The sequence below is a fragment of the Sandarakinorhabdus oryzae genome, from assembly GCF_009733735.1.
Classification (GTDB): domain Bacteria; phylum Pseudomonadota; class Alphaproteobacteria; order Sphingomonadales; family Sphingomonadaceae; genus Sandarakinorhabdus; species Sandarakinorhabdus oryzae.
The window spans coordinates 1-19,163 of record NZ_WNJP01000015.1 but is presented as its reverse complement, the minus strand read 5'-3'; the positions used below and the strand labels follow the sequence as shown (position 1 = coordinate 19,163).

Genomic DNA, 19,163 nt, shown 5'->3' with positions numbered 1-19,163 from the left:
CCAACGGCAATTTTGCTTCGCATGCGACATTCTGTCCGGTTTGCGCGACACCGCGTCACGACCAGCCGTGCGCAGGCATCGGCCAAGCGGGTTCAGAAGGCGTTCCTGGGCAGCAGAACGGCACCGACAGTGCGCACCAGAATGTAGAGATCGAGCCAGATCGACCAGTTCTCGATGTAATAGAGGTCGTGCTCGATCCGCTTGATCAGCTTCTCTTCGGTGTCGGTCTCGCCGCGCCAGCCGCGCACCTGCGCCCAGCCAGTGATGCCCGGCTTCACCTTGTGACGTGCGGCATAGCTTTGCACCACATCGGAAAACAGCCGACCGCCGGCCCGGGTGGAGGCGGCGTGCGGGCGTGGCCCGACCAGTGACATGTCACCCATCAGCACGTTGAACAGCTGCGGCAGTTCATCGATGCTGGTGCGCCGCAGGAACCGGCCGACCCGGGTGATGCGCGGATCATCACGGCTGGCCTGGTTGATGTTCTTGTACTCCAGCTGGTCGTGATACATCGTGCGGAACTTGAAGCAGCGGAAGGTGCTGTTGTTGAAACCTTCGCGCGGTTGGCGGAACAGGATCGGGCCCGACGAGTCCAGCCGCACGGCCAGCGCCGCCAGCAGCATGATCGGCGACACCGCCACCAGGATCAGCGCCGCCAGCAATTTGTCTTCGATCGTCTTGGCAATGCCCGACAGGCCGGAGATCGGCCGTTCGAACAGGGTCATCACCGGCACGTCGCCCAGGATGACGACCGGCCGGTGCGCGAAGGTGAAGGATACGAGGTCAGGCGCCAGCCGCACCTTCACCGGCGTCAGCACCAGCCGCGCCATCACGTCTTGCAGGCGGCGTTCGGCGGCCCAGGGCAGCGCCACCACCACCTGATCGATCAGGCCATCGCGGATCATGCCAATCAGCGTGGAAAGATTGCCCAGCACCGGCACGCCCGCGGCTTCGGTTGGCAACCGATCGGGCCGGCGATCATCAAAGATGCCGACCAGGGTGATGGTCAGCCGATCGTGCGCCTGCACATATTCGGCAAAGCGCACGCCCTGCGGTCCGGCACCGAAGATGGCGACGCGTTCATTGAAGGTGCCACGTTGCTTGAGGCGGCGTACCCACATGGTGGTGACCACGCGGGTGAACAGCAGCGCGACGCCGCCGGTGGCAAACCAGCTGATCGCCCAGGCGCGCGACACGTTTTCCGACGATTTCAGCAGGAAGCCCATGGTGATCAGGAACAGGGCGGCCATCGTCCAGGCCATCAGCACCCGCCGCCAGCCCAGCCGCAGCGAGAATTGCGCTTCGATATCGTAGCTGCCCAGGCTTTCGGCCAGCACGGCAAAGGCCAGGCTGGCGATCAGGGTGATGCGGGCATAAAGCTCGTCGTTAAAGCCCAGATCCGTCGGCGCCGACGCGATCAGCCACAGACCGCTGCCGCCCACCGCGAGGAATTCCAGCATCCGAACGATCAGGATCGCCAGGCTGAGCGGGACGCCGGGGCCGCCAGCAACAGCTGTAACGTCAGGGGCAGGTGGCGTGATCGGATTCTGGCTGTTCATGGCGCAGCCCCGATCAACAGTACCGATGAATTGGCACACACGGTCCTAAATAGTCTGGTCAGCCTGCCGCGAATTGCTATAGAGGTCGGTCCGAGGGAGTAGCGTGCATGGAAACGCCATATGATTGGCTGACGGTGATGACCTTCGCGGGCCTGATCGTGCTGTTTCTGCAGCGCAGTCAGGGTGAAGCCCGTGATCATCTCTGGCAATATATGGTGGCCGCGGTCGGCTGTGCGGTGACCAATTACATCGGCAACGAAGCGATGAAGTCCGGCGAAGTGGTGATGCATGCGGGCGCCGTGGCGCTGTTCATCGCCACCATCGGTTTCATCTGGCGCGTTCTTCAGCCCTTCAAGCAGGGCTGACCAGGCCCGGCGAGCACGCATCAGGCTAGCCTGGCGGCTATTGGCCGCCCCACCAGCGCCGGCCGATCCGCCAGCGGCACCGCCTGCACCAGTTCGCGCGCAAAGGCCGCAAGCTGGTCACGCACACCTGGCTCCGGCGGCACCGCGCAGCTCAGCCGCACCAATATGCCATCGGAAATATAGCCAGCCCATTGCTGTTTCAGCTTGGCGATGCGCTGTTCGGTGCCGTTGGTCGGCAGATCATCGCCAATCCGGGTCCAATAGGTGATGGTTTCGGTGCGCTGTTCCGACTGGGCGACAAGCTCGCGGATCGGCAGGTCCACGCCCGGCCGCAAGGGCAGCAGCGCCGGGGTCGTGCCCGATACGGCAAAGCCGACCGCCGTGTAGCAGACTTCCGGGCGGTGCAGCTGCAACAGGTCGTTCTGGATCGGGCCATAGGCCATCACCAGGATCACCGGCAGCTGGGTCTGGGAGACATAGACCCGGCTCAGCACCTGGCCATAGAGCTTAGCCGACAAGCTGCCCTCGGTACGCGGCATGACGATGCCGGGGCTGGGCACGTGGTGCCAACTGCCCAGCGTTTCGGGCACGAACTTCTCAAGCTCATGGCCTTGCGGCATCAGCACCAGGCGATTGCGCGGCATCAGCGCGGCCGCACCTGTGGCACCGGCCAGGAGGGCGCCGCCCATCAGCACATCACGGCGACTGATCCCGCTCATGCCGGCTTGCTTTCCAGGCGACGGCGCAGCGGGGTGAGCACCCAATCGAGCGCGAAGATGAACAGCAGGGCCGACACGAAGGTGACCATGCCGGCGAAATTGTGGAGATAGCCCTGCGCCATGGCGTTGCCGAAATGATAGGTGATCAGCACCAGCGCCGCCACCCGCACGCAATTGGCGGCGATCGCGATCGGGATCACCATCGCGAGCAACAGCAGCGAATAGAGCGGGTTGGAGCCGCGGATGAGATAGACATAGAAAAGGCCGATGGCGGTCAGGCTGATCAGCGAGTTAAGGCCCGAGCAGGCATCTTCCACCAGCAACTGATAGGATCCGATATAGAGCGTCACCCCCATGCGGCCGACCGGGTAGCCCACGGCAGCGAGGCCGCCCGTCACCAGTTCCGAGACGAACTCCTTCAGCGGCAGCGTGATCGTATCGAGGAACCAGCCCGGCAACGGGATGACAAAGCCCAGATAGACGATCGGGAACCACAGGCTCTTCACCACCTTGAGGCCCCAATATTGCTGGGCGACCGCAACCAGCGCCAGCAGCAGCGCCGCAGTTTCGATACTGATGAATTCAAAGGCCCGCCCGGCGATATAGAGCGGCACCGCCAGCGCAAGCGCGGCAATGGTCAGCGCCGGGTTGCCATCAGTGCGGGCCGCCATGATCTCGTCATGCCGGCGCCAGACCAGCCACAGGCCGGTAACCAGCACGATGATGCCGTGCACACCGGATTCCTCCTGCCACGGCCCCTGCGCCAGCGCGATCAGCGTCGGCACGGCCATGGAGGCCACACCCAGCCACAACGGCCAGTGCGCGGACAGCAGCTGGCGCCAGTCGGTCGCGGCTGGCGCCGCTGCTGGTGCGATCGCCCCCGGGTCCGGCATTAGAACTCGTTCAACACCGCACCGACCACGGCACAGCGGGCGGCTGCCAGCTGATCGGTCAGCGTGTTGATGTCCTTGTAGAAACTGTGGTTTGAACGGCCGACGACGAGCGCGTAGGCGGCCCCTGCCCCGACGTTCAACGCGTCGGCGCTGGTGTTGGCGGCGGGCGTGTCAAAGATCACCAGATCATATTCGCGCAGCAGCGTGTTGACACCGTCGCGGAACCGGTTGCCCGACAGCAGTTCCTGCGGGCGGCTGGTCGGCGGGCCGGCGGTGATCAGCGCCAGGCCGGGAAGGACGTTGGCATTGACCACGCGCTCCGGCCGGGCGACCTGCAGCGACAGGAAGCTCGACAGGCCCGGCGCATTGGGATCGAGGCCGAAGATCTGGTCCTGCCGCGGCGAGCGCATGTTGGCATCGACCAGCAGGATCTTGAAGCCGACCTGGCTCAGCGCCACCGCCAGATTGGCGGCGACCCACGAGCAGCCATGGCCATCGGCCGTGGCCACCACGGCCAGGCCGCGACGGCCGTTCTTGATGTGCTGGGCAATTATCGAGGTGCGCAGCATGCGGATCGATTCCGCCCGCACTGAACCGGGGTCCGACAGCACCACCAGTTCATCCGACACAGGACGGCGGGCGATATTCTGCAGGGCCAGGCTGTTGATCAGCTGTTCGCGGGCGCGATCCAGATCCTCGGTGGTGATGAAGCCCAGTTCCAGCGCGGCCTGGTCAAAATCCAGGCCCCGCTCGGCAGCATGGGCCTGCACCTTGGCGACCTGGTCGAGGCTGAGGAAGCCCAGCCGGGTGAGCACGTCACGGATCGGCGCATCATAACGCTCACCACCGTCAACACTGCCGGCGTCGTGCGCCGGCGCAGCTTCGACTTCGGTTTCAGCGCCAATTTCGGTTTCGACATTGTCCATGGCGTGGGTACTCACTGGGCTGGCTGCATGCCTGACGCAGTGGCGTTGCCACGGCTCAGGATGCGCTTGACGAACTGGTGCCATTCCGGCTTGCGGCGTTCAGCAATGACCGCAAACACCGGCACACGGGAGGCAAAGCTGAGATCCTCAGCCCCGCGCACGCGCCGGTTCACCAATTCGACGAACAGGCCCGTCACCACGCCAAGGGCGAGGCCGGCACCGGCGGCAAGACCGATGATCAGCGGCCAGTTCGGGAACGACGGCTGGGCCGAAACGGTGGCATCGCCCAGCACGATCAGGCCGGCATCAGCCACGTTTGATTCCAGCTGCAAGTCGGCCGTGCGCTTGGCCGCCTGCTCATACTGGGCGCGGCGCAGCGCGACTTCACCAACCAGCTGGTTCAACTTGTCGAGCTTTTCCTTCATCGCGAACACCTTGGCGCGCTGGGCTTCATAGGACGCCTCGATCTGGGCGACGCTGCTGCGCGAGGCCCCCATCTGCTGCGCCCCGGCCTGGCGGGCCGCGACCTGTTCACGCGCCAGCTGGCGTTCCAGCTGCTGGCGGCGGGACAGCATCGCGAGATAAGTCGGGTGCTGCACGCCCAGCCGTTCTGAAGCGCTCTCGATCTGGTCGTTGAGCGTGGCCAGCTGCACCTTGAGCTGATCGACCACGCTGGACGTTGTGGCCTGCTTGACCGCCTCGAACTGCTGCATGCTCTCGTTGCTGCGGGCCGCGGTCAGCGCCGCCTGCAGGCTCGCCAGCTTCACGGTTTCGGCTTCGCCCGACGCGGTCATCACGATGCCATTTTCCTGCTCGAACTTGGTCTTGGCAGATTCAGCGGCTTCCAGCGCTTTCAGGGCGCGGTTGGCCTGTTCGCGATACCATTCGGCGGTGCGGCCGGCACTGTCGGTGCGGAACTTCAGGCTGTTCTCGATATAAGCTTCGCGCAGCGCGTTGGCGGTGCGGCGGGCGACTTCGGGATTGCTGGCTTCATAATTGATGGCCAGGATGTTCGAATTCTCGATCAGGTCCACGCGGGTGCTGTCGATGATGCGATCGGCGACCCAGCGGCGGAAATCGCCATAACCACCAGTTTGCGCCTGCCACTGCGCCAACAGGTCGGCATTGTCGGTCAGACCCAGCTTGTCGACGGCTTCACCAGCGATACGATAATCCTTGATCAGCTCGATCTGTGTGCGGGTGAAGACGCGCAGCGAATTGACGTTCATCATGGTGCCCGTCACCGGGTCGGGCTTGAAATTGTCCATAAGCACGCGAGCCGTGGCCGGATAGCGCGCCGGCAGGATCTTGCCGACAGCCCCCGCCACGATCAGCGACAGCAACATGCAGCCAAAGACGATCCACCGCCGGGCCACCAGAATACGCAACAGCTGAATAATGCTCATAACGTCATGCCAGTTTGCCTGGCCCCTTTCCCGTTTTCACCCCGGCCGCCCGATGCTGACCGCCAGTGACGATCAGAACAGTCGCTCCTTGATGATGATCACATCGCCATTCTGCACCTTCATGGACGGATCGGCATCCACTTCCTTGCCATTACCGCGCACCAGGCCCACCTTGTCGGCCTTGCCCGACGGCGAGACGCCGCCCGACAGCCCGATGGCCTGACGGATGGTCATGCCTGGCAGGATCGCCTTCATGCCCGGCGAATTGATCTGGCCATAGATGAAGAAGGTTTCGGCCGGCGGCACGAACAGCGTGTCACCCGGCTGCAGCAGCGGATCGGCATTGGCGTCGCCGCGCACCAGCTGCTCCACGTCCAGCTTGCGCTCGGGCTGGCCCTGGCGCCGCAGATAGACAAAATTGGCCCCGTCGTTGCGCACCCAGCCCGCCTTCAGCAATGCTTCCAGGGCATGATACGGGCGATCGAGCGGAATGATGCCGGCCGCGCCAACATTTCCGGCCACGTTGACCGAGCGTGACACGTAGGAACCGACTTCGATGTTGACGAGCGGCTGCTTCAGAAAACCACTGGCCACCAGCTTGTCGGTGATTTCCTTGGCCAGCGTGATGTTGGTCTGCCCGCCGGCCTGCACGATGCCGATCAACGGCATCACGATGGTGCCATCAGCCTTGATGCGGGTGGTGACGTTGAATTCGCTCTGGCCATAGACGATGACCTGGACCGTATCATCCGGTCCCAGCGTGTAGCCCTTGTACTCGGCATTCTGGGCCAGTGCCGTGCCCGCCATCAACACCGACAGGGCAGCCGCCTTCAGCAATTGCTTCATTTCGCGCCTCTTCCCAACTGGTAACCAAGTGAGAACCCGACACTGGTCGAGTTGAAATTCAAGATCGCCGGGTTCGACCGGCGCATATTGTGCGCGACATCGATCGTGAACCGCATGCGCCGGGCCAGCCGCCCGCCGAACTGGCCGTAATAACGCGTGAAATCATCAGACACGCGGCGCACCGGATCGAGCGGCGAATTGAATGCGCCGCGATAATCACTCCGGCGATGACTCACCCCGGCGCCGACAGTGAAGCGGCGGCCGAGCTGGTAATCAAGCTGAGCGGCCCAGGTGTTGGCGACCGTGAACTGCGCGCCGACCACGCCATTGGCAAAAGTGTTGCGCCCGGCAGTGATCATCAGGCCCATCCGCCGCGACAAGGTGACATCGAGCGCCGCGTCATAGCCCAGGCCGCGGAAACCCGGCCGGTCGACAACTTGCGGCACACCATCGATCAGCACAACGCTCAACGTCGTCGAAGGTTGCGTATCGATGTAGGAGGCGCCGACCGACAGGTTGATGCGGTTGCCGAAGCGGCGCGAATAGCCGAAGCGGGCGCTGCGCTGGCTCAGCCCGTCCTCGACGACCCCCGTCGGGGTCAACACCAGCCGACCCGGGAACTTTGAATCGGTGATGGAACCGCCGAGCGAGAACTGTCCCAGCGCTGGCGTGCCAAAGCCGAGCCCGGCCGAATAGCTCCAGCGTTCGACGTTGAAGGCCGTGCTGAACGGCACCACGCCGCTACTGTCGCGCACGGTTTCGATCGTGGAACGCAACACTGAGCCGTTGATGCTGAGCGCGCTGCCAATTCGGCACTGCGCGGCAAAGCCAGCCGTGGCCGTTTCCTGCGAAAAACCGCCAAACTGGGTGGTATCGGTGACGAAACTGAGCGCGCGGCGCCACGATCCCCCGACCTCGCCGGTGCAGCGCGACAGCTGGAAATCCAGGCCGCCGCCAAGCATCAGACGGTCCGACGGGCGAAGCCGGCTGGTCCCCGAAATGAAGTCGCGGCCATAATTGGCCTGAACGAACACGCCACCACGCCCCAGGCCAAGCCCATAGACGCCATTGACCTGCGGCCGGAACCGGAAGCCGCCATCCTTCACTGGCTGACGGCCCAGATTGTCGTCATAGCGGGACAGGATCGAGAAATCGAGCGAAAGGCCGCGGTTGTATCCAGCCAGCCCCGGCACCGCGGTCGGCGCGCGCAGGGAAGGGTCGTCATTGTCAGCCGGGCCATTGCTGCCAGTCTGGGCATAGGGGTTGATCTGGGCCAGCGCCGGGGTGGCCGCAACCGACCACAGGGCGACGGCCGTCATGGCCGCGCCCACCGGCAATTTTTGCCGGACAACAAACAGCGTCATTCCACCCACCCAATCCATCGGCGCCACCATCCCCAATCCCGCCCTCGCCAGAACGGCACGATAACCGGAGTAACGGCTATAACTCGGAAACCCTAACGACACGTTTGCTACACGCTGCCGCAACTTGCGACAAGCTTTTCACCCAATATCGCAGCCTTTTTTGGAAATGGTGTGACTGCGAAGCGATATTTGCCACTCGCTTCCGCGCCCGCTTCGTGGCACATGCGGGTCAAGCGATTGCATGTCCGGGCCGTCACTGCAGGGCAGGACTCGTCCTGACCTGCTGCCGGAAATCCGGCAGAGTGTGAGCGCGGACACAATCGCATGATGCCAGACTGGGGTGGTGATGATCTGGAAACGCAAGACTCGTGACGAGGCGACTGACCAGGCCGAAAGCGGCATGGACAGCATTGCACCGGCCGACGTGGCGCCTGGCGTGAACCGGGAGGATTTTGCGCCTGCCGGCGGAGAATTGTGGCGCCGCACGGCTGCCGAGCCCGGCCCGATGCTGCCGCGCTTCATGGCCAATGCGTCGGATGACGTCGAAACCGATGTCGCCAACGAACTGGCTCGCCGTCGGCTGGCGCTGCGCGATGCACTGGGGGCGTCGCAGCCGGTCATCGCGCGCGAATCGTTCGCAGGCCGCCGTGAGGCGATGGCGGCACTGATCAACGCGGTCGAGGAGCAGCGCGTCCACGTCGTCATCTATGGCGAACGCGGGATCGGCAAGACCAGTCTGGCCCATGTGTTTGCCGAAACCGCCCGCGAAGCGCGCTACCTCGTCATCTATGGCAGTTGTGGCACGGCAGCCAATTTCTCCGACATGTTCCGTTCGGTCTGCGCCCGCATTCCGCGCATCTATCACAGCTCGGTGCTGCCCAACTCGCTGGAGGCCGAAAAGGGCGACAGTTTCGAGGTGATGCTGCCGGAAGGCCCATTCGGTGCGCGCGAACTGGCCGATGTGATGGCCGGCGTGGTCGGGACCCGGGTGCTGGTCATTCTCGACGAATATGACCGCGTGGTGGACGTGAACTTCCGCCGCGAAGTCGCCGAACTGATCAAGAATCTGTCGGACCGCGCCGCCCGCGTGCAGCTGGTCATCACCGGTGTCGCGCTCAACCTCGACGAGTTGATCGGCTATGCACCGTCGATCCGGCGCAACATCACCGGCCTGCCGATGCGCCCGATGAACGGTGCCGAGGTCAAGGAGCTGCTGCGTTTGGGCGAACGTGCTGCCGAAATCCGCTATGACAACGCTGCGCTGGCGATGATCACCCAGATGGCTGGTGGTTCGCCTTATCTTGTGCGCCTGCTCGGCCACCAGGCCGGCATCCTGGCCATGAACGATGATCGCAGCGTGGTCGGTGATGCCGATGCCCGCAAGGCCGTCGAACAGGTGATTGCCGAATGGCAGGCCAGCCTGCCGCGCCGGGTGCAGGCCAATCTGGCGCGTGACGAAGCCCGCGTGCACTGGGGCCTGCTGGTCGCCGCCGCACGGGCCGGCAGCTCGGCCGATGGCTGGTTCACCGTCGACGATGTCTATGCCGAAATGGGCGGCACCCATTCGCCGCTGGCAATCGAGCGTGACCTCAAGCTGTTCGTCAACACCGTTGACCTGCTGGAACGGCGCGAAGGCCCGGGCGATCCGCATTTCCGCTTCGGATATCCCGGCGTTGCATCCCTGCTGATGATGTCGGCGGCCATGGCCCGGCTGGCTGCCTGACGGGCAGTGCCGATGCCCAGCCCGCCGGATCTGCCCTCGGATGTTCCGCGCGTGTCCGTGATCATTCCACACTTCAACATGCCCGACGCATTGGCGCGCTGCCTGGCGTCTGTGGCAGGTCAGCGTCTGGATGGCGCGGTGGAGATCATTGTCGTCGACAATGGCTCGCGCCAGACACCGGAAGCCGTGCTCACCGATTATCCGGGCGTGCGCTACCTGGTGGAGCCCACTCCCGGCCCCGGCCCGGCGCGCAATGCCGGTGTGGCGGTGGCGCGAGCGCCGGTTCTGGCCTTCATCGACGCGGATTGCCGGGCCGGTGACGGCTGGCTGCAGGCCGCTGTCGAAGCGGTGGAGGCCAGCGGCAATCGCGGCGTCGTCGGTGGCGACGTGCGCATCGATTTCATCGATCCGGCCCGCCTCACCCCGGTCGAAGCCTATGAGGCGGTGTTTGCCTATCGTCAGCGTCTCTACATCGAACGCCAGGGCTTCTCGGGCACGGGCAACCTCGCCATGCACCGCGATGTCCATGCAACGGTGGGGCCCTTTGCCGGCATCGGCGTTGCCGAGGATCGCGACTGGGGCCAGCGCGCCTCGGCTGCCGGCTACCGTCCGGTCTATGTGCCGGCCATGTGCATCTATCACCCGGCGCGCACCGATCTGGCCAGCCTGGCCCTGAAATGGCGGCGCCATGTCGCCCATGACTGGGCTGAACACCGCGCCGCCGGCAAAGCCCTGTGGCGTTGGCTGGGCAAGGCAGCGCTGATGCCGGTCTCGGTGTTCGTCGATGGCGCTCGCCTTCTCACGTCGCCGCGCCTGTCGGGCCTGGCCAACCGCCTGCGCGGCGTGGGCGTGCTGGCGCAGGTGCGGCTGCTGCGCGGATTGGAAATGCTGCGCGTCATTGGCGCCACCGGCGAGGATGCCGCCACCCATTGGCACGGGGGCGCGGCATGAGGGCGGCGGAAGCCCGTGCGCCCGGAGCGCTGGCCCCGTCGGCGTTGCCGCCGCTGCTCGGCGTCGTCATCGTCAATTTCCGCGGTGCCGGCGACACCATCGAATGCCTGGAGAGCCTGTTGCGCTCGACTCTGCCGATGAAGGTGGTGGTGGTTGAGAATGGTTCTGGCGATGATTCGATGGAGCGGCTGCGCGCCTGGGCCGCCGGGCAACTCGATGCTGCGGCCGAGTCCACCGAAATGAGCGCCTTTTCGGCGCCGCCGGTGGCCAAGCCGGTGCCCGTGACCGAAATCGATGCCGCCACGGCAGAGAGCGGCCGCGCGCAGGTTGAGCCGCTCACCCTGATCCGGTCTGAAACCAATCGCGGCTTTGCCGGCGGCAACAACCTGGGCCTGCGCTATCTGCTTGGCGATCCCCAGCTCAAGCATCTCTGGTTGCTCAACAACGACACGGTGGTTGCACCCGATGCCGCGATGGCGCTGCTGGCGCGGATGATGGCGACGCCGCGGGTCGGCATGTGCGGGACGGTGGTGCGCCATTATTGGGAGCCTGATCGCATCCAGGCGCTCAATGGCTCAGCCTTCAACCTGTTCACCGGCGCCAGTCGTTCGCTGGGCGGCGAGCAACCGGCCACCATCAAATACAGCCCGCAGGACGTCGCTGACGCCACCGATTTCGTGCTCGGCGCCAGCCTGGCCGTGAGCCGCGACTTCCTCACAGAAGTTGGCTTCATGGAGGAGCGCTATTTCCTGTATTTCGAGGAGATTGACTGGGCAGTGCGCAATCGCAAGCTGCGCGGCAAGGCCTTTGAAACCGCCTTCGCTCATGGTGCCAACGTGTTCCACAAGGCCGGCCGCTCGATCGGTTCGGGCAGCGCGCGCAGCACGCGCAACAGCTTTGCCGATTATTGGCTGACGCGGGCGCGGCTGAAGTTCATCTGGCGCCATTATCCGCTGCTGTGGCCGCTGCACTGGCTGGTCAGCTGGGGCCTCGTGCTGCGTCGACTGCTGCGCCGGCGTGGCGCCAATGCCAGCGCCATCGCCCGCGCCGCGCTCGGCCGCCGGTTCTGACGCCGGTGCGGGCCGTGCTTGTGGTTGACCATGGCGGACCACAGCGGCAAGAGAGAACAGGATCTTGTTCAAATCTGTTCGGCCCGTGGGCGAACAGACCTGGTGGGGAGTGATGAAGCGATGAAGACCCGTGTTCCGCTGTTGCTGGCTGCCGTTGCCAGCCTGGCGCTGACCGCCTGCAGCAAGGAGGCCAAGGCCCCCGAAGGCCAGGTGGTGGCCACAGTTGATGGCAAGGATGTGACCATCCACGAAGTCAATGCCGAGATCGCCGGCATGGGTGCGCAGGCGGCGGCAGCACCGCGCAAACTGGTCGAATCCGTCGCGCTGGCCCGCGTGATCGAGCGCAAGATGCTGGCCAACGAGGCCCGCGCCCGCAAGCTGGACCAGTCACCGCAGTTCGTGTTGGCCAAGACCCGCAACGATGAAAATCTGCTGGTGCAGGCGCTGCAGGCCGAAGTGGCTGGCAAGGTGCAATCGACCCCGCGTGAGGCGGCCCAGAAGTTCATCAGCGACAACCCGATCATGTTCAGCGATCGCCGCGTCATGACGCTGGATCAGATCCAGTTCCTGCGCACGGCCAGCTTTGCCAACCTGCCGCTGAAGAGCGCCAAGTCGATGCAGGAAGTCGAAAAGATACTGATCGAAGGCAATGTCGATTATCGCCGGGCACCGCAGCAGATCGACACGCTGGTGCTTGATCCGCGACTGAGCCAGGAATTCGTCAAGCTGTCGAAGGGCCCGAATGGCGAGCCGTTCATGTATACCGACCAGCCGCAGGGCGCCCCGGCACCGGTGGTCTATGTCAACGTCGTCTCCGAAATGAAGACCGAGCCGTTCCTGGGCGAGAAGGCGATTTCCTATGCCCAGCAGGTGATCCAGCGCCAGGAGATCGGCAAGCGACTGCAGGCCGAACTGACCAAGCTGCGCGAGGCCAACAAGGCCAAGATCACCTATGGCAAGGGCTATGACACGCCCGACAAGGTGGCGGCACAGCTGCAGAAGACGCAGAACGCAGCCGCGGTTGCAGCGGCAGGGGCGGCCAAGCCGGCAGCACCGGCTGCGGCGAAGTAACAAGGGGGGCAGACGCCCCCTTCCGGCCCGAACGGGAGTGGCACGGACTATGCGGCGCGGAATTATCCTGGCCGGCGGATCGGGCACTCGCCTCTATCCGCTGACCATGCCGGTATCGAAGCAATTGATGCCGGTCTATGACAAGCCGATGATCTATTATCCGCTGTCGGTGCTGCTGCTGGCCGGCGTGCGCGAGGTGCTGATCATCACCACGCCGGCGGACGCGCCGGCCTTTGCCAGCCTGCTCGGCGACGGCAGCCAGTGGGGCATCACCATCAGCTATGCCCAGCAGCCGCGACCGGAGGGGCTGGCGCAGGCCTATCATATCGGCGCCGACTTCGTCGGGAGCAATCCCAGCGTGCTGATCCTTGGCGACAATATCTATCACGGCCATGGCCTGCCTGAACTGATGGCAAAGGCCGATGCCCGCACTGATGGCGCCACGGTGTTTGGTTATTATGTCAAGGATCCCACCGCCTATGGCGTGGTGTCGTTCGATGCCGATGGCCGCGCCGAGACCATCGAGGAAAAGCCGCGCGCACCGCGCAGCAACTATGCCGTCACCGGGCTCTATTTCTATGATGGCGATGCCGTGGCGCTGGCCCGCGATCTGAAGCCGTCACCGCGCGGCGAGCTGGAGATCACCGATCTCAACCGATGCTATCTCGAGGCCGGCAAGCTCAATGTCGAGCTGATGGGGCGCGGCTTTGCCTGGCTCGATACCGGCACCCACAGTTCTCTGCTCGATGCTGCCAACTATGTGCGCATCGTCGAGGAACGCCAGGGCCTGAAGATCTGTTGTCCGGAAGAGATCGCCTGGCGCATGGGCCTGATCGATGATGCCAAGCTGGAAGCCATCGCTGCACCGCTGAAGAAGTCCGGCTATGGCGAATATCTGCTCACCCAGCTCAACCAGAAGGCAGGGCTGGCGCGGTGAACATCACCCCGACCGCCCTGCCCGGCGTGCTGATCATCGAGCCCAAGCTGTTCGGCGATGCGCGCGGCTTCTTCATGGAAAGCTGGAACCAGCGCAGCTTTGCCGATCTGGGCCTCGACATCGCCTTCGTGCAGGACAATCACAGCCACTCAGGCCGCGGTGTTTTGCGCGGCATGCATTTCCAGCGCGAGCAGTCGCAGGGCAAGCTGGTGCGCGTCATCAATGGCGCGGTTTTTGATGTGGCGGTGGATGTGCGGCGTTCGTCGCCGCACTTCGGCCAATGGGTCGGCGTCACCCTGTCGGCGGAAAACCACCGCATGCTGTGGGTGCCGCCCGGCTTTGCCCATGGCTTCCTCGTTCTCGAGGACGGCACCGACCTGTTCTACAAGGTCACCGACTATTATCATCCCGGCAGCGACACGACCTTTGCCTGGAATGATCCGACGCTGGCCATTGCCTGGCCCGATCTTGGCATGGCCCCCACCCTGTCACCACGTGATACGGCGGCGCCGCCGTTCAGCCAGATCGAGCCGATGCCATGAAGGTGCTGATCACCGGCGGCACCGGTCAACTGGGGCGAGCGCTGATCGCCAGCGCACCGGCCGGCGTCACCATCGTGGCGCCGCCGCGCACGCAGCTTGATCTGGCCGATCCAGCCAGCATCGCGGCAGTGATCGCAGCGGAGCAACCCAGCCACATCATCAACTGCGCCGCCCATGTGGCGGTGGACAGGGCCGAAAGCGAACCAGAGCTGGCCATGCGGCTGAATGGGACGGCGGCCGGCGAGATTGCCGCAGCGGCCGCTGCCTGCGGCGCGCGGCTGGTGCAGATTTCCACCGATTTCGTGTTTGATGGCGAGGCCAGCCGGCCCTGGGCCCCCGATGCCGCCACCAACCCGCTCTCCGTCTATGGCCGCACCAAATTGGCCGGCGAACAGGCGGTGCGGGCAGCGCACCCGGCCCCGCTGGTGCTGCGCACGGCCTGGGTCTATGGCGCGCACGGCAATAATTTCGTGCGCACCATGCTGCGGCTGATGGCCGAGCGTCCCGAAGTGCGGGTGATCGCCGATCAGACCGGCACGCCCACCCATGTCACGTCGCTGGCCGCTGCCATCTGGCAACTGCGCGATGCCAGCGGCACCTTGCACTGGACCGATGCCGGCACCGCCAGCTGGTATGATCTGGCCGCTGCCACCCAGGCCATCGCCTGCCGGCTGGGCCTGCTCGACCATGCCGTGCCGGTGTTGCCGATCGGCACGGCCGACTATCCGGTGCCGGCGCGCCGCCCGGCCTATTCGGTTCTCGACAAGGCGGCAACCTGGGCGATCACCGGCCCGGCGCGACACTGGCTGGCCGAACTGGAACTGTGCCTCGCCGGGATGGTCGCCGCGCGCTGACCGCGGGGCCGGCCGCGTCACGCACTTGATTGGACGGCAAAATCGCTTCACAGACGGCAGCGACGGCCGTTCTTCGGCCTGAGCTGGGTGGAGAGTGTGGGCATGAAGCGCGTGGCAGTGGTCGGTTTCGGCTACATCGGCAGCGTGATTGGCGCTGTTTTGGCCGACCGGGGTTGCCAGGTGGTCGGTATCGATCTCAACCAGGGTCTGGTCGATGCCGTCAATCGCGGCGAATGCCCGATCCCGGAACCGGGCATCGACGATCTGGTCGCCAAGACCGTGGCCGCGGGCCGCCTTTCCGCCAGCACCGACATGGCCGCAGTGGCCGGGGCGGATGTGGTGGTGGTCACCGTCGGCACGCCATTGTCAGACGAATATGACGCCGATCTGTCGCACATCCGGGCCGCCTGCATGGGGATCGCGCCGCATCTGCACGACGGCCAGGTGCTGATGGTGAAATCCACCGTGCCGCCCGGGGTCACCCGCCGCATGGCCGAGGAAGTGCTGTTGCCGGCGGCCCGCATCCACGTCGCCTTTTCGCCGGAACGGCTGGCCGAAGGCGCGGCCATCCGCGAATTCCAGACCCTGCCGATCGTTGTCGGCGGCATGGACCGTGCCGCCACCGCAGCGGCCGCTGCCTTCTGGCGCAGCGTGCTTGATGTGGAGGTGATCGAGGTCGCCAGTCCGGAGACCGCCGAGCTGGTCAAGCTGGCCTGCAACCAGTGGATCGATCTCAACATCGCGCTGGCCCACGAGCTGGCCAAGTTGGCCGATGCCCTGCCCTGGCCGATCGACACGCTGGAGGTGATCCGCGGCGCCAACTCGCTGAAAAAAGGCCAGCATTATGTCAACATCCTGACGCCGTCGAACGGCGTTGGCGGCTATTGCCTGACCAAGGACCCGTGGTTCATCGATGCGCTGGGCAAGAGCAACGGCCTTGATCTGCGGCTGTCGGCAGCCGGACGGACGGTGAATGACGGCATGCCAGCCTATGTTGCCGATGCGGTCGATCTGTTCCTGAAGGGGCGCGGCAAAAAGGCGGCCAAGATCGCCGTGCTGGGCTACAGCTTCAAGACGAACAGCGGCGATTGCCGCTTCACGCCGGTCGATCCGCTGCTCGCCGCCCTGCGCGCCGCCGGCCATGACGATCTGCATATCGCCGATCCGATGGTGAGCGATGCCGAAGCTGCCCATCATGGCGTGGTGCTGACCCGCGACCTCGATGCGGCGCTGGACGGGGCGGACGCGGTGATCATCAACGCTGCCCACGACGCCTTCAAGGCACTGGGCGTGGCGGATTTCAGCCGCCTGCTCAGCCCCGGCGCGCTGATCTATGATGGCCGCATCTATTATGACCGGGCGATGATCGACGCGCTCACCGCATCCGGCTTTGTCTATCGCGGCGTTGGCCGCAGCATCTGAAACAGGAACATCCGCATGACCACCAACAGCAGCGCGGTGATGATCACCGGTGTCGCCGGCCTGATCGGCAGCCATCTGGCCGAAACCCTGCTGGCCCAGGGCCATCAGGTGTTTGCCATGGACGTGGTCGATCCCGCCACGTGCCACAATCTCGATCTGGTGCGCGATCACCCGGCCTTTCACTACACCAAGGGCGACATCCGCGATCCCGCCTTCATCAAGGCGTTCTTTCGCCCCGATGCGGCGGTGCTCTACCATCTGGCGTCGGTGGTGGGCGTCAACCGCTACATGGAAGACCCGCTGAGCCTCATCGATATCGCCATCATCGGCACCCGCAACCTGATCGAGCTGTGTGAGCGCCATGGGGTGCGCATGCTGTTCACTTCCACGTCGGAAGTCTATGGCCGCAACCCGGCGGTGCCGTGGCGCGAGGATGACGACCGGGTGCTGGGGGCGACCAATGTCGATCGCTGGTCCTATTCGGCATCCAAGGGTGTGTGCGAGCATATGTTGTTCGGCATGCACCACAAATCCGGCTGGCCGATGTCGATCGTGCGCTTCTTCAACGTCTATGGCCCGCGCCAGAACCCGATCTATGTCGTCTCCAAGGCGGTGCATCGCGTGCTCAACGGCGTGGCGCCGGAGCTGTATGACGGCGGCCAGCAGACCCGGTGCCTGACCTACATTGGCGATGTCATCGGCGGCGTGATCGCCGCGGCCAACAGCGATGCCGCCATCGGCCAAGCCATCAACCTGGGCAATCCGGTGGAAAACACCATGGCCGAAGTGGTGCAGATGGTGCTGGAGGAAGCCGGCAGCAGCCTGACGCCAATCCCGGTCGACACCGGCAAGCGCTATGGCGATGTCTATGAAGACATCGGCCGCCGCGTGCCGGCGGTGGACAAGGCGGCGCAGCTGCTGGGCTGGCGGGCGACCACCTCGGCGCGTCAGGGCATTGCCAACACCATCGCATGGGCACGGGAGAATCCCTGGTATCTGGCCTGATTCCAGCGCCGGCGCGGCCGGTTTTGGTTTCGCGCAGCGGCGGCGCCTGTTAATCTCAATGGATGCGCCCGCCCCTGCTCCGCCTGCGCTTCAGCGTGATCCGCGAATTGATGGCCAGCCAGGCCAGTGGCGGCCAGGTGCTGATGTTTGCCGCCGTGGCCGCGCTGTTTGCGGCCAACTCGGCGCTGTCAGACCAATATTTCCACTTGCTGCATGTACAGATCGGGCCGCTCAGCCTGCTGCACTGGATCAACGACGGGCTGATGGCGGTGTTCTTTCTGCTCGTCGGTTGCGAGATCAAGCGCGAGTTTCTTGATGGCGAAATGGCCAGCTGGCCACGCCGCATCCTGCCTGGTGTTGCTGCGGCGGCCGGCATGGCGGCGCCGGCGCTGGTCTATCTGGCGATCAACCGCGTAGCGCCGGGCAATATCCAGGGCTGGGCCATCCCGACCGCCACCGATATCGCCTTTGCGCTGGGGGTGATGGCGCTGCTCGGCGACCGGGTCCCCGCCAGCCTGAAGTTGCTGCTCACCGCCATTGCCGTGATCGACGATCTGGGCGCCATCATCGTCATCGCTGCCGTCTACACCGAGGGCGTTGACCTCACCGCGCTGGCCGCGGCCGGCGGGCTGACCGCGCTGCTGGCACTGCTCAACTGGCGACGGGTGCAGGCCGTGTGGCCCTATCTGCTGGTCGGCGCGGCGCTGTGGGTGGCGGTGCACGCCAGCGGCATCCACGCCACTCTGGCCGGGGTGATCACCGCACTGGCCCTGCCGATCCGGATCACCCCTGGCACGCCTGAAGACCGTGACAGCCCGTTGCTGCGGGTCGAACATGCACTGGCACCGGTCGTGGCGTTTGCCATCGTGCCGATCTTCGGCTTTGCCAACGCCGGAGTCGATCTGCGCGGCCGGTCCCTTGCCGCCGAGTTGGACCCGCTGGTGCTGGGCATCGCCGCCGGATTGCTGATCGGCAAGCAGCTGGGCATCTTCGGCGCCATCATGGCACTGGTGAAGCTCAAGCTTGTCGACATGCCGGCCCACGCCAGCGCCCGCCAGCTCTGGGGCCTGTCGCTTTTGTGCGGGATCGGCTTCACCATGAGCCTGTTCATCGCGGCCCTGGCCTTTGGCGCGGGCAGCGAACGCGAAGCGGCGGCGAAACTGGGCATCATCGCCGGCAGCCTCGCCTCCGCCCTGTTCGGGCTGGCCGTGCTCGGCAAGCGGCAGCCGGCATGAACGGGCTGAAGCGTTTTCCGCACTATGCCGCCTTTGCTGGCGTGATGCTGGTGCTGGCGATCGTGCTGCTGCAGCTGATGGCCCGCGACGCGGCGCTGCTGCTCGCCTTTGACGGCGCCGTGATCGCCTTCCTCGTGACCCTTTCGTGGCGCATGCGGCCGGCCACACCGGCGATGCTGCGCGCTGCCGCGGCCGAGCCAGGCCACGCCGTGCTGCGGATCCTGGCGCTGCTGGTGCTGGCGGTCGTGCTGGTCGGCCTTGCCGCCGAACTGCGC

19 protein-coding genes are annotated in these 19,163 nt (G+C 65.1%); 12 read left to right on the top strand and 7 right to left on the bottom strand.

Features of this window, described 5'->3' with window-relative positions:
• Window positions 1-92: 92 nt before the first annotated feature.
• On the bottom strand, window positions 93-1,559 hold the full coding sequence (locus tag GJ693_RS02995) for an undecaprenyl-phosphate glucose phosphotransferase (RefSeq protein ID WP_156254854.1): 1,467 nt from the start codon (window positions 1,557-1,559) through the stop codon (window positions 93-95).
• 107 nt (window positions 1,560-1,666) lie between these two features.
• Between GJ693_RS02995 and GJ693_RS02990 the strand changes: the two genes are divergently transcribed.
• Window positions 1,667-1,924 carry an XrtV sorting system accessory protein gene (locus GJ693_RS02990; RefSeq protein WP_156254853.1) on the top strand — a complete coding sequence of 86 codons (258 nt, stop codon included), beginning with the start codon at window positions 1,667-1,669 and terminating at the stop codon, window positions 1,922-1,924.
• Window positions 1,925-1,944: 20 nt separating this feature from the next.
• Here the strand turns inward: GJ693_RS02990 and epsI are convergent, their stop codons facing one another.
• The 6 genes from epsI to GJ693_RS02960 form a co-directional block, all read right to left on the bottom strand.
• Entirely contained in the window at window positions 1,945-2,643 is a 699-nt protein-coding gene (gene epsI / locus GJ693_RS02985) for an exosortase-associated protein EpsI, V-type (protein ID WP_156254852.1), read from the bottom strand.
• On the bottom strand, window positions 2,640-3,536 hold the full coding sequence (gene xrtV / locus GJ693_RS02980; RefSeq protein WP_156254851.1) for an exosortase V: 897 nt from the start codon (window positions 3,534-3,536) through the stop codon (window positions 2,640-2,642). The genes epsI and xrtV overlap by 4 nt, the downstream gene beginning before the upstream one ends.
• Window positions 3,536-4,477, bottom strand: coding sequence for a hypothetical protein (locus GJ693_RS02975; protein ID WP_156254850.1), 942 nt, complete (start codon window positions 4,475-4,477; stop codon window positions 3,536-3,538). The genes xrtV and GJ693_RS02975 overlap by 1 nt, the downstream gene beginning before the upstream one ends.
• Window positions 4,474-5,868: a Wzz/FepE/Etk N-terminal domain-containing protein gene (locus tag GJ693_RS02970; RefSeq protein ID WP_156254849.1), complete on the bottom strand. Its 1,395-nt coding sequence runs from the start codon at window positions 5,866-5,868 to the stop codon at window positions 4,474-4,476. The genes GJ693_RS02975 and GJ693_RS02970 overlap by 4 nt, the downstream gene beginning before the upstream one ends.
• A 72-nt stretch (window positions 5,869-5,940) precedes the next feature.
• Window positions 5,941-6,714, bottom strand: a complete 774-nt coding sequence (locus GJ693_RS02965) for a polysaccharide biosynthesis/export family protein (RefSeq protein ID WP_156254848.1) — start codon at window positions 6,712-6,714, stop codon at window positions 5,941-5,943.
• Complete coding sequence (locus tag GJ693_RS02960; protein ID WP_197041926.1) at window positions 6,711-8,033, bottom strand: outer membrane beta-barrel protein; 1,323 nt, start codon at window positions 8,031-8,033, stop codon at window positions 6,711-6,713. Before GJ693_RS02960 ends, GJ693_RS02965 begins: the two co-directional genes overlap by 4 nt.
• A gap of 391 nt (window positions 8,034-8,424) precedes the next feature.
• On the opposite strand from GJ693_RS02960, the gene GJ693_RS02955 reads away from it, so the two are divergent.
• The 11 genes from GJ693_RS02955 to GJ693_RS02905 form a co-directional block, all read left to right on the top strand.
• Window positions 8,425-9,801: an AAA family ATPase gene (locus tag GJ693_RS02955; protein WP_197041925.1), complete on the top strand. Its 1,377-nt coding sequence runs from the start codon at window positions 8,425-8,427 to the stop codon at window positions 9,799-9,801.
• Between the two features lie 51 nt (window positions 9,802-9,852).
• Window positions 9,853-10,752, top strand: coding sequence for a glycosyltransferase family 2 protein (locus tag GJ693_RS02950; RefSeq protein ID WP_207789947.1), 900 nt, complete (start codon window positions 9,853-9,855; stop codon window positions 10,750-10,752).
• On the top strand, window positions 10,749-11,822 hold the full coding sequence (locus GJ693_RS02945) for a glycosyltransferase family 2 protein (protein ID WP_156254844.1): 1,074 nt from the start codon (window positions 10,749-10,751) through the stop codon (window positions 11,820-11,822). The genes GJ693_RS02950 and GJ693_RS02945 overlap by 4 nt, the downstream gene beginning before the upstream one ends.
• Before the next feature lie 120 nt (window positions 11,823-11,942).
• Window positions 11,943-12,893, top strand: a complete 951-nt coding sequence (locus GJ693_RS02940; RefSeq protein WP_156254843.1) for a hypothetical protein — start codon at window positions 11,943-11,945, stop codon at window positions 12,891-12,893.
• Window positions 12,894-12,942: 49 nt separating this feature from the next.
• Window positions 12,943-13,830: a glucose-1-phosphate thymidylyltransferase RfbA gene (rfbA, locus tag GJ693_RS02935; protein WP_156254842.1), complete on the top strand. Its 888-nt coding sequence runs from the start codon at window positions 12,943-12,945 to the stop codon at window positions 13,828-13,830.
• Complete coding sequence (rfbC, locus tag GJ693_RS02930) at window positions 13,827-14,372, top strand: dTDP-4-dehydrorhamnose 3,5-epimerase (RefSeq protein ID WP_156254841.1); 546 nt, start codon at window positions 13,827-13,829, stop codon at window positions 14,370-14,372. Before rfbA ends, rfbC begins: the two co-directional genes overlap by 4 nt.
• Entirely contained in the window at window positions 14,369-15,226 is an 858-nt protein-coding gene (gene rfbD / locus GJ693_RS02925) for a dTDP-4-dehydrorhamnose reductase (protein ID WP_156254840.1), read from the top strand. Before rfbC ends, rfbD begins: the two co-directional genes overlap by 4 nt.
• A gap of 102 nt (window positions 15,227-15,328) precedes the next feature.
• Window positions 15,329-16,648 carry a nucleotide sugar dehydrogenase gene (locus GJ693_RS02920; RefSeq protein WP_197041923.1) on the top strand — a complete coding sequence of 440 codons (1,320 nt, stop codon included), beginning with the start codon at window positions 15,329-15,331 and terminating at the stop codon, window positions 16,646-16,648.
• Window positions 16,649-16,663: 15 nt separating this feature from the next.
• On the top strand, window positions 16,664-17,653 hold the full coding sequence (locus GJ693_RS02915) for an NAD-dependent epimerase/dehydratase family protein (RefSeq protein WP_156254839.1): 990 nt from the start codon (window positions 16,664-16,666) through the stop codon (window positions 17,651-17,653).
• A gap of 62 nt (window positions 17,654-17,715) precedes the next feature.
• A complete protein-coding gene (gene nhaA / locus GJ693_RS02910; RefSeq protein ID WP_156254838.1) occupies window positions 17,716-18,888 on the top strand; it encodes a Na+/H+ antiporter NhaA in 1,173 nt (390 codons plus the stop codon).
• Window positions 18,885-19,163 (top strand): hypothetical protein (locus GJ693_RS02905; protein ID WP_156254837.1); only part of this gene is annotated, 279 nt, incomplete at its 3' end. The genes nhaA and GJ693_RS02905, both read left to right, overlap by 4 nt.

Coding starts and splice junctions, on each gene's coding strand:
- GJ693_RS02955 (WP_197041925.1), top strand. CDS start 8,425: ATGATCTGGAAACGCAAGACTCGTGACGAGGCGACTGACCAGGCCGAA.
- GJ693_RS02970 (WP_156254849.1), bottom strand. CDS start 5,868: ATGAGCATTATTCAGCTGTTGCGTATTCTGGTGGCCCGGCGGTGGATC.
- rfbA (WP_156254842.1), top strand. CDS start 12,943: ATGCGGCGCGGAATTATCCTGGCCGGCGGATCGGGCACTCGCCTCTAT.
- GJ693_RS02995 (WP_156254854.1), bottom strand. CDS start 1,559: ATGAACAGCCAGAATCCGATCACGCCACCTGCCCCTGACGTTACAGCT.
- GJ693_RS02945 (WP_156254844.1), top strand. CDS start 10,749: ATGAGGGCGGCGGAAGCCCGTGCGCCCGGAGCGCTGGCCCCGTCGGCG.
- rfbD (WP_156254840.1), top strand. CDS start 14,369: ATGAAGGTGCTGATCACCGGCGGCACCGGTCAACTGGGGCGAGCGCTG.
- nhaA (WP_156254838.1), top strand. CDS start 17,716: ATGCGCCCGCCCCTGCTCCGCCTGCGCTTCAGCGTGATCCGCGAATTG.
- GJ693_RS02920 (WP_197041923.1), top strand. CDS start 15,329: ATGAAGCGCGTGGCAGTGGTCGGTTTCGGCTACATCGGCAGCGTGATT.
- GJ693_RS02965 (WP_156254848.1), bottom strand. CDS start 6,714: ATGAAGCAATTGCTGAAGGCGGCTGCCCTGTCGGTGTTGATGGCGGGC.
- GJ693_RS02960 (WP_197041926.1), bottom strand. CDS start 8,033: ATGACGGCCGTCGCCCTGTGGTCGGTTGCGGCCACCCCGGCGCTGGCC.
- GJ693_RS02940 (WP_156254843.1), top strand. CDS start 11,943: ATGAAGACCCGTGTTCCGCTGTTGCTGGCTGCCGTTGCCAGCCTGGCG.
- epsI (WP_156254852.1), bottom strand. CDS start 2,643: ATGAGCGGGATCAGTCGCCGTGATGTGCTGATGGGCGGCGCCCTCCTG.
- xrtV (WP_156254851.1), bottom strand. CDS start 3,536: ATGCCGGACCCGGGGGCGATCGCACCAGCAGCGGCGCCAGCCGCGACC.
- GJ693_RS02915 (WP_156254839.1), top strand. CDS start 16,664: ATGACCACCAACAGCAGCGCGGTGATGATCACCGGTGTCGCCGGCCTG.
- GJ693_RS02990 (WP_156254853.1), top strand. CDS start 1,667: ATGGAAACGCCATATGATTGGCTGACGGTGATGACCTTCGCGGGCCTG.